Source organism: Psychrobacter sp. AOP7-A1-24 (genome assembly GCF_052376235.1).
Taxonomy (GTDB): Bacteria; Pseudomonadota; Gammaproteobacteria; order Pseudomonadales; family Moraxellaceae; genus Psychrobacter.
Map to the genome: position 1 here is coordinate 127,420 of NZ_JBQSVM010000001.1, position 15,620 is coordinate 143,039.

Here is a 15,620-nt window from a genome sequence, read left to right on the forward strand (position 1 = left end):
TACTATTGATTGTATAGAAATACAGTAGATAAATACGCTTACGACTGACGCTTACACGTATTGATACCGAGTATCGAATAAAGCGCGCATGAGCGAAATAAGCCAGTAAACAAAGGAATCAAGCCAACGACACCCCATAAGCTTTGATAATAAAAACCTAAAGCAATGATTATGAGACCAGCCACAACACGTAATGTTCTATCGGTACGACCTACATTAACTTTCATAATAAATTCCTTGAAGTAATAAAAGCAATAATATTTGAGATCAAACTCTATCAAGTTGATGACTATCGACTCATAGCTGATTAATCATAATTTTGCCGTTTCTATAGCGGCTTGACTACAAAGCGTTAATAGGTACTTTTAGATAGCGCGTACCGTTGTCTTCTGGCTCTGGAAGATTTCCTGCATCGATATTAATTTGTACAGCAGGAATGATAAGGCGAGGCATATCTAAAGTCGCATCACGGCGCTCACGCATCTGCACAAACTCTGCTTCGTTTATACTGTCTTTGACATGGATGTTTTCTAGCTTTTGCGCAGCTACTGTTGTCGTTGGGCAATGCTGACGACCTTTGCTCGGATAATCATGACACAGATACATGACGGTATCTTCAGGGAGTGCTAACAGCTTTTGGATAGACTGATAAAGCGTTTTGGCATCACCACCAGGGAAGTCACAGCGAGCAGTTCCCACGTCAGGTGCAAACAACGTATCTCCAACGAATACGACGGTTTTTTCATCGTCAGCAGCCAGATAGGCCATATCGGCACGTGTATGACCGGGTACATACATCGCGGTGATCGTAATGTTGCCAAGCTCTAAGGTCTCGCCCTCGTCTGTCAAAATATCAAACTGACTGGCATCAGTGTGAAAACTGGTATCAAAGTTAAAAATTTGCTTAAATATTTTTTGTACTTCGGTGATATGCTGACCAATGACTAACTGTCCACCAAGGCTTTCTTTCACATGAATGGCTGCCGATAAATGATCTGCATGGGCATGCGTCTCGATGATGTACTTGAGCGTCCAATCCTGCTCACGCACAAACTCGATCACTTCATCCACACTACTTGTATTGGTCCTGCCTGACTTAGCATTAAAGTTCAATACAGGATCGACAATGGCACAAAGCTTCTGCTCGGTATCAGCAAGTACGTGAGTATAGGTTTCTGTATCGCTATCTAAAAAAGAATGAAGTTGCATGGTGGCCTCTTTAATTATTTATATATATTTCGATCACAGGGTTTTTTTATCTTTAATTGACCCTTAAGTATGGTAGTCAGTCGTATATAATTTGTTCCTACGACTTATCTGATGTCTATAATATAACAACCAGTTTACAATTTATCAATTTATATAATGTAATTAATGATAACTTGCTATACAGCGTGATATCATTGATAATCAACTATATATTGTTTAAGGCCTCATGACATTTACTGCCATCTAATGTAAGGAATTCGTTCTGACTACTTCTATTTCAGCCGAAGGTACACCTGCTCGCAGTGCCACTGACGACGTGTCATTTGATACTGCAGATTTAGTACCTGTCGATCTTGCTAAGCAAATGCAGCAGGCATCGCTACAAGCCAGCCAATTATTAAAGTCGCTATCGCACCCTGATCGCCTACTGCTTCTCTGTCAATTGACCCAAGGTGAATATTGCGTTGGTGAGCTTGAAGAGTTGGTCGGGGTTGGGCAGCCAAGCTTATCGCAGCAATTGGGTATATTGCGTAAAGACGAGCTGGTCGCCACACGTCGTGAAGGCAAGCAAATTTACTATAGTATCGCAAGCGAGGATGCATTAGCGGTACTTGATCTGCTGTATCAACGTTTTTGTGCCAAAGCAGAATAGTACCGCCTTCATTTAACTACTTCTGCTATTTACTACGGTGATTGATTGATATGTCCTCTATCGTCGCTCGTCTGATTCCATCTTGGCTGCGTCAATACCAGCTCACAGCGTTACCGGCTGATCTCGTCGCTGGCATAGTAGTGGGCATGTTAGTAATACCGCAGAGCCTAGGCTACGCAGTGCTGGCGGGACTTCCACCTGTCTATGGTTTATATGCAGCAATTGTACCTGTACTCGTCTACGCTTGGCTCGGCTCTAGCAACGTACAAGCCGTAGGCCCAGTTGCCATCACCGCCATTATGACAGCCAGTGGTCTACTGCCCTATGCTGAACAAGGATCAGAGCAATATGCACTGATGGCAAGTCTATTGGCACTGATGGTAGGTGCCTTACTGTGGATTGCAGGAAGGTTAAGACTCGGCTGGATCATGCAGTTTATCAGTCGCGGTGTGTCCGCAGGGTTTGTAAGCGGTGCAGCGGTCCTTATATTTGTAAGTCAGCTCAAATATCTGACAGACATTCCGATCGCTGGCAATAGTTTGATTGGGTATTTGTCTACCATACAGCGCTATGCTAACCAGCTGCATCCATTAACCTTAGTGATTGGTATTACCGCATTTGCACTGCTGGCTGCCAATCGCTATGCAAGTGAATGGATATGGCAGTCGTGGCTATCATCGTCGTATGCCAAATGGGCAGAGCGCTTGTTTCCGCTTATCTTACTGGGCATCGCTATCGTACTTAGTATGGCATTGCATTGGAGTGCACATGGCGTCGCGACTATTGGACGTATTCCACAAGGACTGCCGAGTTTTACGTTGCCGCATATCTCAGACCTACAAGAAGCGCTGAAGCTTTTGCCAACAGCGGGATTGATGGCACTGATCGTATTTGTATCGAGCAGTTCCGTTGCCAGTACCTATGCTCGCTTACGCGGTGAGAGCTTTGACGCCAATCGTGAATTGACTGGACTTGGACTGGCCAATCTGTCTGGTGGACTGTTCCAGAGTTTCGCAGTCGCAGGAGGTTTTTCGCGTACTGCTATCAATGCCGACTCAGGTGCTAAGACACCACTTGCCAGTTTTGTCACCGTACTGGTGATGATTGCCGCACTAATAGCTTTTAGCAGTGCGCTTGCTCCACTACCCTATGCACTGCTGGGCGCAACCATCATGGCTTCTATTATTGGATTGATAGATATTGCGACCTTAAAGTCTGCATTGCAGCGTGATCGCTTAGATGGCGCTAGCTTTTTGGCAGCGTTTGTCGGTGTGCTTATATTTGGGCTAAATACTGGTCTGGTCATTGGTCTGATGGTGTCATTCGCCAGTCTTATCTGGCAATCGAGTAAGCCGCACGTGGCAATCGTTGGGCAGTTGGGTGGCACAGGGCATTTTCGAAATATCAATCGCCATGATGTAGTGACTTTTGACAACTTATTGATGTTACGTATCGATGAGAGTTTGTTTTTTGGTAATAGTGAATCTGTACATCGACGCATCCTCAATGCCATGCAGCAATACCCTAACGCCAATGAAATTATATTGATTATGGCCGCCGTCAATCACATAGATCTGACCGCTCAAGAAATGCTTTGCACTTTAAACCACGAGTTAGCGCTACAGAACAAGCGCTTACATTTTAGCTTTATCAAAGGTCCTGTGATGGACATCATTGGTCACACTTCATTAATTAGCGAGCTATCAGGGCAAGTCTATCTAAGTACTTTAGATGCTGTCGATGCGTTAAAGTAATCTATAGTTTGACCGCCCCAGAATCGCCATAATACTAGTTTTTTCTCGCATTCAATTACTATTGTCATCTACAACGCAATATCGCTATGATAGCGCCTGTGTTATGCTAGACCTATTGAATAGGGAATCAATTGGCCTAGGAATCGACCTCAGAAATACTGATTTATAGTCCTTTGATATCCTTTGCCAAACCTTCAATAATAAATATATATTAACAGATATAAACGACTCTATTTTATGACCGATAATTTAACGATTTACAAGCAAATATACCCAAGCCAATGCGTTAAGATTGCCGAGCTTGGCTATCGCTCAGTGCTTAATGTTCGCCCAGATGCTGAAATAGAAACACAGCCTAATAGCTGTGACTTGGCGACTGCCACCGAAAATGCAAACCTAGCGTACCAATATCTGCCATTTGATGATGAACGTCTAAGTATGCTGACAGTCGAACAGTTTGCCGATTTCTATCACTCAATGCCCAAGCCCATATTAATGTTTTGCGGTACTGGTGCACGCGCCAAACTGCTATACCAAAGTGCATTGATGCAAGGCCTGTTGTAACAACTATAGCTCGAACTAACACGTTCTATAAAACCAACAACACCAATAAAAAAGGAGCTCTTATGAGCCATGAAGTTAGCTTTACCGGACAAATCACGCCTGACCAAGTGCCTATGATTGCCGAAAACGGTTTCAAAACCATTATCAATAACCGTCCTGATGATGAAGAACCAAATCAGCCAACCAGTGCTGAAATCGAAGCAGCCGCTAAAGAAGCCGGACTTGCTTATAAAGAGATTTCTTTTGCAGGTAACGAGCTAAACCAAACTCACGTCGAAACATTTGCAGATTTCTTTAATCAAGCTGAACAACCAATGTTAATTTTTTGCCGTACAGGTAACCGCTCAAACGGTATCTATGAAGCAGCCAAGCAGATGGATTTGCTAGATGACTAGTTCAGCACAAACCGACTAAACATTTGAAGTATTTAAAATATTTAGCCCACAAAATCTTGTGGGCTTTTTACTGCGCTTATTATCAAGCTCAAAGTTTCATTAGATGTAAATAGCTCAATCACTGCCTAATCATTTCACGATAGTCTCTCAAAAATCTCAATAGTCACGACAAATGGGTTACTAAGCGAGCGTAATACCGCTATTATCATTTGATATGCTTAACCTAATTCAATGGTTGAAACACTTAGTTAACTAGACGATTAAATACCTAAACACATGGAATGTGAGCAGCTACTTCAAAAGTACTCCACTGCTATTTACTTTCAAAACGCCATCTTATTGTGGCATTTTAGTTTTACAAGGAATGTTTGATGAATAATACCGCGCTAGCATTACTGCCATTAGCACTTGCCTACATCATGTTTACCCTAGGCGCAGGTCTAAAACCTAGTGATTTTAAAATCATTGCTAAATACCCCAAAGCGTTCTTTGTCGGCTTACTCAATCAAGTTGTACTAGTACCATTGGTTGCGCTAGCAATCGTGCTAGTGGCGGCTCCGCCACCAGCGATTGCTTTTGGAATTATGCTGATCAGTTTTTGCCCAGGCGGCGTCACGAGCAATATGTTGACCTATTACGCCAGAGGAAATGTCGCGCTTTCTATCGCATTGACAGGTGTGGTTAGTATATTATCAGTAGTTACACTGCCTATCTTAATTACATTGGCTTTCGATCATTTTATGAAAGATCAGGCAAACTCTATTAGTGCCATAAAGATTGGCCTAGTCATGTTCTTATTGACCACATTGCCCGTGTCTCTTGGTATGCTTGCTCGCCATAAATTTACTAACTTTATGGTACGTCGTAGCAGTCTTTTGAACGGATTGGCTAGTGTATTTTTCGTCTTGATTGTCTTTGCTGCTATTGCCTCTAACTGGCAATTATTACAATCACAGTTCACTCAAATTGGTCTAGAGCTTATCTTTATCATTGCTATTCTGTTCGCTATTAGCATCTTGACTTCGAGAGTTCTAAAACTCAGCTGGTTTGACACCAAAACCATCTCAATAGAAACCAGTATCCAAAATAGTACGACGGCTATTACCTTAGCTCCTATCATTATGGGCGTGAGCACACTACCCGTTATTGCGCTACCTGCTGCTGTATATGGTGTGCTGATGTATATTGTTGCGCTGCCCGTTATCTTTTTGATCAAAAACAAAAACTGATTATAGTAAATACCGGAAATAAAAAGCGCCCATCCAATAACTGGACGGGCGCTTTTTTGAAGTACGATTTCTTTGATACAAATGAAGTATATGTGTTCTACTGTTTTTGATCTAACGCTTCTTTTACCGCTTTTTTACCCCATGCACTCAGATCAAGATCCAGCCTTTCATACTCTTGCGCATCAAATAACGGCTCCTTAACCCCTGATTTTAATTGGCTTGCAAAATCGTCCAAGAGACGTTTGGCCCGCGGAAATAACATCATCAAGGCCAATAAGTTTGCTAATGCTAACACGCCCATCAACGGATCAGCGAAGAAGAATACCGTAGTAGCTGCAGGAGCTACTGCGCCTAAAAATAATACCGCAATCACCACAATACGTAATATCAAGGTCGCCATTTTAATATTCTTTTTGACCAAAAAGTTGATTGCATTTTCACCCATATAATAGTTATACATGATAGAGCTCAAGGCAAATAGCAATATCGATATGGTCAAGATATACTGCGCCCAATCCCCAAGCTGGGTCGTTAGCGCTTGCTGGGCCAGTACAATACCATCGACTTCGGCACCTGGTTGGTACACGCCACTAAGTAAAATCATAAATGCTGTGGCACTACATACGATCATCGTATCGATAAACACAGATAATGACTGCGAGATACCCTGACTAACAGGATGAGTGGCGTAAGCGGTGGCGGCAACATTCGGTGCAGAACCCAGACCTGCTTCATTAGAAAATAAACCACGTTTCATACCTTGCTCAATCGCCACACCAATACCACCGCCCACGACAGATTCAATACCAAAAGCATTTTTGACAATCATTACCATCAGTGCAGGCAATTCTGTGAAGTTAAATGCAATAATCATAAGTGCCATACCGATATAGATTAACGCCATAACAGGAATGAAAACGTCGGCTACTTTGGCAATACGCTGAATACCACCAAAGACAATAAACCCACCTGCAATCACCAGTACCAGACCCGATATCCAGCGATCAATCCCAAAACTCTCGAGAGCAGAGCCTGCTACCGTATTGCCTTGGAACGCCACAAACCCGATGGAAAAAGACAATAGTAGAGAAATAGCATAAATAACAGCAAGCCAGCGATAGTCCTTACCTAAGCCATGTAAGATATAAGTCGCAGGGCCACCGCGAAAATTACCTTCGGCATCTCTACGCTTGTAAAGCTGCGCTAAGCTACACTCAACAATGCTCGTCATCATCCCAATTAAGGCCACAACCCACATCCAGAATACGGCTCCTGGCCCCCCTAGAGAGATTGCAACAGCAACACCAGCAATGTTACCTCCACCAACACGTCCACCGATAGAAACGAGCAAAGCCTGACGCGCAGAAATTCCGTCGTCTCCTACCTCATCTGTCTTAAATACACGAAACATACGTTTGAAGTATCTAAACTGCGCAAACTTGCCCACAATGGTAAATAACAGACCGAAAATAATCAGCATAGGGATGAGTGCCCAGCCCCAAGTCAGATCTCCAACTTGAGCGAAAAAAGCTTCAATATATTCCACGCCGATTTTCCTTATAGTTCATGATGCTATGATAGATTTTATTGAACTCATTATTGCACCAACAACATGAATTTGTAATTCAAATTACGACTATGTAAAGTAGATACTGGTATTTCCTAAGAAAATCACTTTATTGGTTCAGGTAAATATCTACTTTCTAAGTATTAGAACTTATTCTATAGAGAAGTACTTATACGGTGGCATAAAAAAAACCACCTCAACCGAGGTGGTCCTTGATACTTAAACTAATATCAACTAACTTACTGCATGACTAGGTATTCAAACGCTGACAACGCCGCTTTACTGCCCTCACCCATCGCAATGTTAATCTGCTTAAATGGAACAGTGGTTACATCACCACACGCAAAGATACCTTTACGATCTGTACGGCAGCGCTCATCGATTTCAATCTCACCGAAGCGGTTTAGATCAACGAAGCCTTTGATAAATCCAGTGTTTGGCACTAAACCAATCTGTACAAACACCCCTGACAAGTCACGCTCATGAGTCTCACCTGTGCTGCGATCTTGATAGACAATAGAAGATACTTTACCATCAGTCGCTTTGATTTCTTGCGTCGCTGCACCGGTAACGAACTCAATGTTAGCTTTTTCTTTGGCTTTATTAATAAGCACTTGGTCAGCTTTTAGCTCATCAGCGAACTCTAATACAGTAACGTGATTGACGATACCTGCTAAATCTAATGCGGCCTCAACGCCTGAGTTACCACCGCCGATCACTGAGATATCTTTACCTTTAAAGAACGGGCCATCACAATGTGCACAGAACGCCACACCTTTACCGATATTCTCTTCTTCGCCCGGCACACCAAGCTTTCTCCACTGAGCACCTGTCGCCAAAATAATACTACGAGTTTCAAACTTCTCACCAGTATTTAGATGGATACTGTAGTTCTCTTCTTCAGTCTCTTCGATATCTTTAACGCTCACATGCTCTTTTAGTGTGATGTTATATTCAGACACATGCTTAACAAAGTTAGCCGACAGATCTGTACCATTAGTTAATGGCACTGAGATTAGGTTTTCGATATCTTGCGTGTCTTTTACCTGTCCACCGATACGATCAGCGACCATTGTGACCTTTAGGCCTTTACGCGCTGTATAAATGGCTGCAGCCACACCTGCAGGGCCAGCACCAATGATAGTGACGTCTTGTTGCTCTAATTGCTCAGCATCATCTTCTACTTCTGATAAGAGGTCTGGAAACTGCTCTTGTAATTTTCCGATCAATTTAGCAGTGTCAATTAGGCCGTTAGCAAATGGCTTACCGTTCAAAAATACTGCTGGCACCCCTTGGATTTTGTTCGCTTCTACTTGCTCTTGGAACAAAGCACCGTCAATCATCTCATTGCTAATACCATCGTTTAATAGCGCGAATTGATTTAACGCTTGAACGACTTCTGGACAACTGTGGCACGACAATGACACATAAGTCTGGAACTGTAGTGGCTTGTTGAAACGCTTAACCAGCTTTTGAATACCTTCATCTAATTTTAGCGTATGACCGCCTGCCTGCAAAATTGCCAAAATCAATGAAGTAAACTCATGGCCACCTGGGATACCGCTAAATACGATGCCTGTATCGTTTGATGCGCCATCGATGTGACTGACTACTTTAAAACTAATCGCACTCGGCAAGCTGTCATCAGTTGCTTCTGCATCGAAGTTAATTTTATCTGTTGTTCCAGCAATTTTGGTCAAAAAATCGACCAACTCTGCGCGCTTTGTGTGCGTTCCATTACCCAATACAAAAGTAATAGGACGTGTCATGTTTTCGCTATAGCTCTTGACGGCATCTAATAAATTCTGATCTATCATGTTTGTTCCTCATTATGACTAAATATGTAACGGTAGCTGTCATGCTACGCGTCTAAATATGGAATAGTTGGTGGTAATAATTTTGTATAAAAGATTATATATAATGGGCTCTTGCCCTTTGATGTGTCTATTATCAAGCGTTTAGCTAACTTCAGCAAGCTGAGAAACTCAAACCTTATGTTTTATAAAACCAATCATAAACAAATATATTAAATTAAATTTAAATCAATGAGGATATAACAGCCATAGAACCGGAGCTGATTATTCGCTACAATCAAATCAAGTCGATATAAATATCAACCATTCATCGCGTATTTCGTGAGCATATGGACTTAGCAATTCAGTATCGATTGATGTCTCAAAATCTTAAAAAACCTTAACCATAACGTACGACTGTTTACGAATAGCCCTGTACTTGATATCAAGGATGACCAGATGAGAAAGACTGACACATTGCAAGATAATAAAGAAGTTATCGCTGAACTTAAGCAAAAAGACAGCCGCTTTGCCAGTATTTTTGATGAGCATACACAACTAGATCAGCAAATTAATCGTCTTGAAAAAGACCCTATAAAGCATGCCAGTCGTGAAGAAGAAATCGAACAAATGAAACGACGAAAGCTACAGCTCAAAGATGAGATCTATAAAATCATTGATAAAAACAAAGCCCAGTCTCATGCTTAATATTGCGTCTACGCTTAGAGATATGCTCAAAAAATAATACTAACAGCTCCTATACTTAAAACGTAAAAAGACCCCATTAACATAAGTTAATGGGGTCTTTTTTTGTAGCATTGATTTAAATCAAATGTTTAAGATACAACGCTACTTTTATCTAAGTACAAAGTACCTACTTAGATTTTACCAACTAGGTCAAGACTTGGCTTCAATGTATCGCCGCCTTGTTCCCAAGCTGCTGGGCATACTTCGCCGTCGTTTTCACGAACGTACTGTGCTGCTTTTACTTTACGTAGCATATCTTTTGCACTACGGCCGATACCGCCAGCATGGATTTCAGCTACTTGGATCAATCCATCAGGATCTACTAGGAAAGTACCACGCTCAGCCAAACCGGCTTCTTCGATCATGACGTTAAAGCCACGAGTGATTTTACCAGTAGGATCGCCGATCATTGGGTATTGTACTTTACCGATAGCATCTGAAGAATCATGCCATGCTTTGTGCGTGAAATGCGTGTCAGTAGATACTGAGTATACTTCAATACCAAGGCCTTTTAGCTCGTCATAATGAGCAGCCATATCTTCTAGCTCAGTTGGGCAAACAAACGTGAAATCAGCTGGGTAAAATAGGAAAATTGCCCAGTTACCTTTTACGTCTTCTGAAGTGATAGTTTTGAACTCACCGTTTACGTATGCATCTGCTGAAAATTCTGGGATTTCTTGATTGATGATAGACGCCATGATTGGCTCCTCTATAGTTAATTAAATTAAAAATTATTTATGTGGTTTTTCAATTAGCCCGCTAGCTCTCTGGGCTACCTGATAAACTATACGCGAATTCTATGGTTAATCTAGTTAAAAGTTTTTAATGTGATGTTTTGTTTTATTAAACTTGTTAAACTATTATCTCTACATTTTATCATTGGTGCTCAATTGGTAATTTGCTACCTTATAAAGGTTGAACAAACATAATAAATTGCATTAAAAACCCACCAAAAGAGAGGTTTTATGATTACTTTACGACAACTTGAGTTTGCCCTAGCCGTAGCCAAACATCGTCATTTTAAACGCGCCGCTGAAGATTGCAATATCTCACAGTCTGCATTGAGTCTAGGTATCGCAGAGTTAGAAAAACAGCTAGATACTCAGATTTTTGAGCGCAACAATAAACAGGTACTCATCACCCCTATCGGTCAAGACATTCTCACACGGGCGCAGCGAGTGTTTTCTGAAGTGAGTGATCTGACCACACGTGCCCATAGCCATCAGACACCGCTCGCCTATCCTATGACTGTCGGTATCATTCCAACAATTGCGCCTTACTTGCTGCCAAAAGTGCTACCTGCGCTGCGTGCTCAGTATCCAGAGTTCCGCATGACCATCGTTGAGCAACAGACAGAGCGTTTGCTTGAGCAAGTCCGCTACGGTCATATTGATACCGCTATCATTGCTCTGCCGTATGCGGTAGATGGGCTTCATAGTTTTGAGTTTTGGAGTGAAGACTTCTTTGCTGTGTTTCCAAAAGATGATGTACATGCCAAGCTTGATACCATCAACGCTGACGAACTGGCGACGGCTAACCTGATGTTACTTGGTGAGGGGCACTGCCTAACTGACCAGACGCTGTCTGTCTGTCATTTTGACCGTACACAGATGAAATCAAGCTTTTCAGATGCCAGCTTAAATACTCTAATTCAAATGGCACTGGCCAACATGGGTACAACGCTAGTTCCCGAAATGGCGCTTGATCAACTACATCTGCAAAACCAAAATGCTGTCGCTGTTCCTTTGGCTGAAGAAGGTCCGCATCGCCATATTGCCTTTGTCACCCGTTTGAACTATGCGCGTGTTGATGACGTTAGCTTGCTTGGAGAAGTGTTTAATAAAGCGTTTAAAGACGCAGTGGCCCATAAAGAATAATTAGACCATTTTTACCACGATCATAGTGAAAAAATGACATATGAAAACTGTCTCATATAAGCATGATGATTTTGGCAAGTGCTTTGCACAGCACTTGTCAGCTTTGACTAGCGATATTTCGCCAAAGCAAATAGATAGGCTTTGGCAAGATGTCGCTATGCACTATGGTGAACCACAACGTGCTTATCATACGATCGATCATATCGAACAGCTATTGCTACAGTTTGAGAGCATCAAACACCATCTGACTGAGCCTCATATCATTGCGTTGGCACTGTACTATCATGATGTGATATACGACCCAACACGTTCCGACAACGAATTAAAGAGCGCAGAATTTGCAACAAATGCTTTGAACCCTTATCTAAGCTCAAAGCATTGCCAACAGATCTATGCTCTCATCATGATGACTGCCAATCATCAAATAGATGCATTGATAGACAATGACAAATATAACGATGCAGCATACTTGTTAGATATGGACTTAAGTATTTTAGGTGCGCTTTGGTCTACCTATCAGCAGTATGCAAACGAAGTACGCCAAGAATACGCACACGTTCTAGATAACAACTACCGTGATGGGCGCACTGCAGTGTTAGAAGAATTACTAGCACATCCCAAACTCTATCTGACCGACCACTACTATGATCAGTTAGAAACGCAAGCTCGTGACAACCTCAAACGCGAGCTAACTTTGCTTGCAGCTTTATAAACAGCTCACTACCCTGCCGTGCTGGATGTGAGTTATAGCTAGGCTCCATGATATCGATATCAAAATGACTTTGAAAACGCTGTTGGTACTCTTCTTTGGTACCACCAAATGGTGGCTCTTTCCGTCCAAAATCCGTATCGAATAACAACCCAATCAACTTACCTTGTGGCTTCAACAACCTTGCCATCTGCTGTACGTATTCATCGCGGCGCGATGGATTGATTGCACAGAAAAATGTCTGCTCAAGTATCCAGTAAAATCGATACTGCTCAGCTGATAAACTGAAAAAGTCCGCACAGATTAAATGCTCAGAGGGAAAACTAGGATAGCGCTCTGCAAATGCCTCAATCGGTGCAGGGGCAAAATCAACCAGCGTGACATTAGTAAAGCCTTGCTCATATAGATAGCCCACTTCATAGGCGTTACCTGCACCTGGCACTAGTATCGCCTGACTTTTCGCGCTATCAGGCAATTGGTCAATATAAGCTTTCAGCGGTGGTGATACCTGCCCCATATCCCAGCCGATGCTGTTTTTCTCATAACGCTGCTGCCAAAACTCAGCTTGATTAACGTTTTCCATATGACATCCCTGTATATAAACCCGTTATTTAAACGACATGATTTGTACCGTTATTCCTTATCATATCAGGCTTATTCAAGCGTGTCCTTATTTTAAAGGCTTATTCCTACTGTAAAAATGATGATAAAAACAGGACTAGGTGCCCTGCATAATGAAACTTGCGCAGACGATATCAAAGTGTTTACTAGGACTACTTAGATGGTTGGATACTTAGATAGTTAGGTGATGGGTTTAATCCAGTTGACCTGTCTTGCCCGCTAAGACATTATGCCATTGCATATAATCTGGCATTGCTGTGGTAACTGTTTGCCAAAACGCACGGCTATGATTGGCATGATGCAAGTGGCACAGCTCATGAACGATTACGTATTCAGTGCACTCGATAGGATAGGCAGGAAGATAGACTGATAACCAAATTCGCTTTGCACGCGTGTTGCAGCTGCCCCAGCGAGTATGCATTTTTTTCAACCGTATCTCATTGGCATAAGCGCCAACGATTGGTTGCCACTTTTCAAATAGTGCAGGTGCGACTTCGGAGAGTTGTTGCCGATAATAGGTGATTTTTTTATCGAGACTGAGCGTAAATGATTGCTCCACACCCCATAATAAAACTGAGTTAGTAGTAGTTGAAGGGTCGGACGACGCACTCTGTCTACGTATATATTGCTCTAATATTTGTGGATGATGTTCAATAGCCCACGGCACCCGCTTAGCCACAGCATGCAACAATTGCGACTTGTTGACATGCATCGGTATAGAGACCATCAACATGTAAGGCTTTAAGCGAAAATTGATATTTTTAACACGCTTTTTACTGATATGTAAATCGATGCCTGCCTGTGTAAGCTGCTGCCTGACAGTATCTAAATTGGTGTCTAAGCTAATGCTCTACCTCCTTGGCTGACTATTACTATTATTCTAGTAATAGTCATTGTTAACAGCCACGCCTATTCATCTATCACTCTTATTGAATGAAACGTATCACAACGCTTGTAAATGGTTGTCAAATGACATCATATGCAGTTGACTGTCTTTGACAATCCGCTCATGACGTCCAACATCGTCTGTATCCAGCTTTACCTCTGACAAAGCATATACTCTTAGCGCTGTTAACTGCCCTTGACCATCACTGACTATGAAGCCTGTCGGCTCGGCATGTTTATCAACTTTACTCATTGAAGCACTAGAATTAACTAAAACTGAAGCTCCTGCACAATCTGGCAGACTTACATCATCAATCAGCTTGCGAGTATGTAAGTCGTAAATCGCGGCACAGCCACCAATTGGCGTGGTCACACACAGTAAGTTGCGCTCACTATCAACCGCTACGCTAGCGATATACTGGTGGAAGCGTTGCCATTGATTGTTTGGCATGGTTAAAGGCGTGAAGCTGGCATCACCACGTTTGTGAGTCAATACCAGTGGTACATTAATATGTTTTTCACCTTGGAACTGAATACCGATCATTACTGTGCCATCGTCGTGCATGGCTAAGTGGCGTACACTCATCTGATTATGTTCGGGAGTTACTTGCTCAAGCAGTGTACCATCATGACGATTTAAATAGACTAATGATGGTCGCATAGTATCTAGATTGAGCTCTTCACGTGAGGCCTGTTCAGTCTTGATACCACCATTTGCAATGACCAGCGTTTCGCTATCAGGATGCATAATCAGCTCATGCGGGCCGATACCATATGAATCAAATTCTGCTACTTTTTCATAAGCATCATTGGCATCATAGATACCAATTTTTCCTGCCAAACTCACTGTGTCATTCTCAGTGACGTAGAGCAAGCTACCATCTAAACTATAGCAAGCATGACCATAAAAGTGACGGTTTAAATCAGCTGTAATCGCATGCATTACCTGCCCATTTGATGTATTAAGTACCCAAAACTTTTCACTTGGACGACGACCCATTACGACAACGTCGCGTCTTTGATCCACATTGCTATGCTGAGCTTTATTTTCAAGTACATCTACAGGCTGAACAACGATGTCGTGGACACGCTCAGGCATAGTCGTCTGCCAAACGATTTGTCTGTCGGCATCAATACCTACCACACCAAAATCATGCTCATTTTGGCTCGATGAGGTTTGATCTTTTGGCATAGATGCGACGCCACTGACCCAGCTGACTGGTTGCGCTAGCATCGTTGTCGTATGCACAGCACCAAAGTCAGGCGCATCACGTTTATCATCATCTATCGCATGATAAGCCTGCTTCCATGTTACCGCTGCTTGCTCACAAGCATAACGTAAGCGCGAAAGCTTCGGTATTGAATTAGAAGTGCCGCGTAATGCCTGAAACTGTGTACGAATACCGTCAACATAATCTTGCAAACTAGCATCTGGATGCTGCTGCTTACGATAACGATGATGAATACCGACCAGCGCCGCCGTACCAACTGCTGTCAGCACTGACGTCGTCAAAAGCTCATGACTTGTTGAACTTATGCCAGCATCATTCAACCTATCCATTTGGTCATAAGTCTGGATATCTGGCACGGCTGTATTCGCTTCGATAGTAGACATTGT

The 15,620-nt window shown here is 42.4% G+C and carries 16 protein-coding genes; 8 read left to right on the forward strand and 8 right to left on the reverse strand.

Annotated features, from left to right (window positions below; all coding sequences use genetic code 11):
* Positions 1 to 38: 38 nt before the first annotated feature.
* Both ACT3QQ_RS00590 and ACT3QQ_RS00595 read right to left on the reverse strand, forming a co-directional pair.
* The gene (locus tag ACT3QQ_RS00590) at positions 39 to 227 is read right to left on the reverse strand and encodes a YgaP family membrane protein (protein ID WP_444526485.1); all 189 of its coding nucleotides are present in this window, start codon (positions 225 to 227) and stop codon (positions 39 to 41) included.
* Positions 228 to 342: 115 nt separating this feature from the next.
* Positions 343 to 1,209, reverse strand: coding sequence for an MBL fold metallo-hydrolase (locus tag ACT3QQ_RS00595; protein WP_444526486.1), 867 nt, complete (start codon positions 1,207 to 1,209; stop codon positions 343 to 345).
* 316 nt (positions 1,210 to 1,525) lie between these two features.
* Between ACT3QQ_RS00595 and ACT3QQ_RS00600 the strand changes: the two genes are divergently transcribed.
* From ACT3QQ_RS00600 to ACT3QQ_RS00620, 5 genes are all read left to right on the forward strand, one after another.
* On the forward strand, positions 1,526 to 1,861 hold the full coding sequence (locus ACT3QQ_RS00600; protein ID WP_444526487.1) for an ArsR/SmtB family transcription factor: 336 nt from the start codon (positions 1,526 to 1,528) through the stop codon (positions 1,859 to 1,861).
* Between the two features lie 50 nt (positions 1,862 to 1,911).
* Positions 1,912 to 3,615: a SulP family inorganic anion transporter gene (locus ACT3QQ_RS00605; protein ID WP_444526488.1), complete on the forward strand. Its 1,704-nt coding sequence runs from the start codon at positions 1,912 to 1,914 to the stop codon at positions 3,613 to 3,615.
* A gap of 237 nt (positions 3,616 to 3,852) precedes the next feature.
* Positions 3,853 to 4,179, forward strand: a complete 327-nt coding sequence (locus ACT3QQ_RS00610) for a beta-lactamase hydrolase domain-containing protein (RefSeq protein ID WP_444526489.1) — start codon at positions 3,853 to 3,855, stop codon at positions 4,177 to 4,179.
* A gap of 62 nt (positions 4,180 to 4,241) precedes the next feature.
* Positions 4,242 to 4,574 carry a TIGR01244 family sulfur transferase gene (locus tag ACT3QQ_RS00615; RefSeq protein ID WP_444526490.1) on the forward strand — a complete coding sequence of 111 codons (333 nt, stop codon included), beginning with the start codon at positions 4,242 to 4,244 and terminating at the stop codon, positions 4,572 to 4,574.
* 371 nt (positions 4,575 to 4,945) lie between these two features.
* The gene (locus tag ACT3QQ_RS00620) at positions 4,946 to 5,803 is read left to right on the forward strand and encodes a bile acid:sodium symporter family protein (protein WP_444526491.1); all 858 of its coding nucleotides are present in this window, start codon (positions 4,946 to 4,948) and stop codon (positions 5,801 to 5,803) included.
* A gap of 97 nt (positions 5,804 to 5,900) precedes the next feature.
* On the opposite strand, the gene ACT3QQ_RS00625 is transcribed toward ACT3QQ_RS00620, so the two are convergent.
* Both ACT3QQ_RS00625 and ahpF read right to left on the reverse strand, forming a co-directional pair.
* Positions 5,901 to 7,349, reverse strand: coding sequence for an alanine/glycine:cation symporter family protein (locus tag ACT3QQ_RS00625; RefSeq protein ID WP_444526492.1), 1,449 nt, complete (start codon positions 7,347 to 7,349; stop codon positions 5,901 to 5,903).
* A gap of 260 nt (positions 7,350 to 7,609) precedes the next feature.
* Positions 7,610 to 9,187 (reverse strand): alkyl hydroperoxide reductase subunit F, encoded by a 1,578-nt coding sequence (ahpF, locus tag ACT3QQ_RS00630; RefSeq protein ID WP_444526493.1) that lies wholly within the window; start codon positions 9,185 to 9,187, stop codon positions 7,610 to 7,612.
* Between the two features lie 435 nt (positions 9,188 to 9,622).
* Between ahpF and ACT3QQ_RS00635 the strand changes: the two genes are divergently transcribed.
* Positions 9,623 to 9,871 (forward strand): YdcH family protein, encoded by a 249-nt coding sequence (locus ACT3QQ_RS00635; RefSeq protein ID WP_444526494.1) that lies wholly within the window; start codon positions 9,623 to 9,625, stop codon positions 9,869 to 9,871.
* Positions 9,872 to 10,041: 170 nt separating this feature from the next.
* On the opposite strand, the gene ahpC is transcribed toward ACT3QQ_RS00635, so the two are convergent.
* Positions 10,042 to 10,608, reverse strand: a complete 567-nt coding sequence (gene ahpC, locus ACT3QQ_RS00640) for an alkyl hydroperoxide reductase subunit C (protein WP_444526495.1) — start codon at positions 10,606 to 10,608, stop codon at positions 10,042 to 10,044.
* A 267-nt stretch (positions 10,609 to 10,875) separates the two neighbouring features.
* Here ahpC and ACT3QQ_RS00645 point away from each other — a divergent pair, with 267 nt between their 5' ends.
* The gene (locus ACT3QQ_RS00645; protein WP_444526496.1) at positions 10,876 to 11,787 is read left to right on the forward strand and encodes a hydrogen peroxide-inducible genes activator; all 912 of its coding nucleotides are present in this window, start codon (positions 10,876 to 10,878) and stop codon (positions 11,785 to 11,787) included.
* Between the two features lie 40 nt (positions 11,788 to 11,827).
* Positions 11,828 to 12,499: an HD domain-containing protein gene (locus ACT3QQ_RS00650; RefSeq protein ID WP_444526497.1), complete on the forward strand. Its 672-nt coding sequence runs from the start codon at positions 11,828 to 11,830 to the stop codon at positions 12,497 to 12,499.
* On the opposite strand, the gene ACT3QQ_RS00655 is transcribed toward ACT3QQ_RS00650, so the two are convergent.
* The 3 genes from ACT3QQ_RS00655 to ACT3QQ_RS00665 all read right to left on the reverse strand — a co-directional run bounded on the left by ACT3QQ_RS00655 (position 12,465) and on the right by ACT3QQ_RS00665 (position 15,617).
* A complete protein-coding gene (locus tag ACT3QQ_RS00655; protein ID WP_444526498.1) occupies positions 12,465 to 13,079 on the reverse strand; it encodes a methyltransferase domain-containing protein in 615 nt (204 codons plus the stop codon). The two genes, ACT3QQ_RS00650 and ACT3QQ_RS00655, sit on opposite strands and share 35 nt — an antisense overlap.
* Positions 13,080 to 13,310: 231 nt before the next feature.
* Positions 13,311 to 13,850 carry a M48 family metallopeptidase gene (locus ACT3QQ_RS00660; RefSeq protein ID WP_444526499.1) on the reverse strand — a complete coding sequence of 180 codons (540 nt, stop codon included), beginning with the start codon at positions 13,848 to 13,850 and terminating at the stop codon, positions 13,311 to 13,313.
* 210 nt (positions 13,851 to 14,060) lie between these two features.
* Entirely contained in the window at positions 14,061 to 15,617 is a 1,557-nt protein-coding gene (locus ACT3QQ_RS00665) for a DUF1513 domain-containing protein (RefSeq protein ID WP_444526500.1), read from the reverse strand.
* Between the last annotated feature and the right edge of the window lie 3 nt (positions 15,618 to 15,620).

What these genes read in the sequence shown, in the direction of transcription:
- ACT3QQ_RS00590 (WP_444526485.1), bottom strand. Translation starts at nt 227, where the DNA reads ATGAAAGTTAATGTAGGTCGTACCGATAGAACATTACGTGTTGTGGCT.
- ACT3QQ_RS00595 (WP_444526486.1), bottom strand. Translation starts at nt 1,209, where the DNA reads ATGCAACTTCATTCTTTTTTAGATAGCGATACAGAAACCTATACTCAC.
- ACT3QQ_RS00605 (WP_444526488.1), top strand. Translation starts at nt 1,912, where the DNA reads ATGTCCTCTATCGTCGCTCGTCTGATTCCATCTTGGCTGCGTCAATAC.
- ACT3QQ_RS00610 (WP_444526489.1), top strand. Translation starts at nt 3,853, where the DNA reads ATGACCGATAATTTAACGATTTACAAGCAAATATACCCAAGCCAATGC.
- ACT3QQ_RS00615 (WP_444526490.1), top strand. Translation starts at nt 4,242, where the DNA reads ATGAGCCATGAAGTTAGCTTTACCGGACAAATCACGCCTGACCAAGTG.
- ACT3QQ_RS00620 (WP_444526491.1), top strand. Translation starts at nt 4,946, where the DNA reads ATGAATAATACCGCGCTAGCATTACTGCCATTAGCACTTGCCTACATC.
- ahpF (WP_444526493.1), bottom strand. Translation starts at nt 9,187, where the DNA reads ATGATAGATCAGAATTTATTAGATGCCGTCAAGAGCTATAGCGAAAAC.
- ACT3QQ_RS00635 (WP_444526494.1), top strand. Translation starts at nt 9,623, where the DNA reads ATGAGAAAGACTGACACATTGCAAGATAATAAAGAAGTTATCGCTGAA.
- ahpC (WP_444526495.1), bottom strand. Translation starts at nt 10,608, where the DNA reads ATGGCGTCTATCATCAATCAAGAAATCCCAGAATTTTCAGCAGATGCA.
- ACT3QQ_RS00645 (WP_444526496.1), top strand. Translation starts at nt 10,876, where the DNA reads ATGATTACTTTACGACAACTTGAGTTTGCCCTAGCCGTAGCCAAACAT.
- ACT3QQ_RS00650 (WP_444526497.1), top strand. Translation starts at nt 11,828, where the DNA reads ATGAAAACTGTCTCATATAAGCATGATGATTTTGGCAAGTGCTTTGCA.
- ACT3QQ_RS00655 (WP_444526498.1), bottom strand. Translation starts at nt 13,079, where the DNA reads ATGGAAAACGTTAATCAAGCTGAGTTTTGGCAGCAGCGTTATGAGAAA.
- ACT3QQ_RS00660 (WP_444526499.1), bottom strand. Translation starts at nt 13,850, where the DNA reads ATGTTGATGGTCTCTATACCGATGCATGTCAACAAGTCGCAATTGTTG.
- ACT3QQ_RS00665 (WP_444526500.1), bottom strand. Translation starts at nt 15,617, where the DNA reads ATGTCTACTATCGAAGCGAATACAGCCGTGCCAGATATCCAGACTTAT.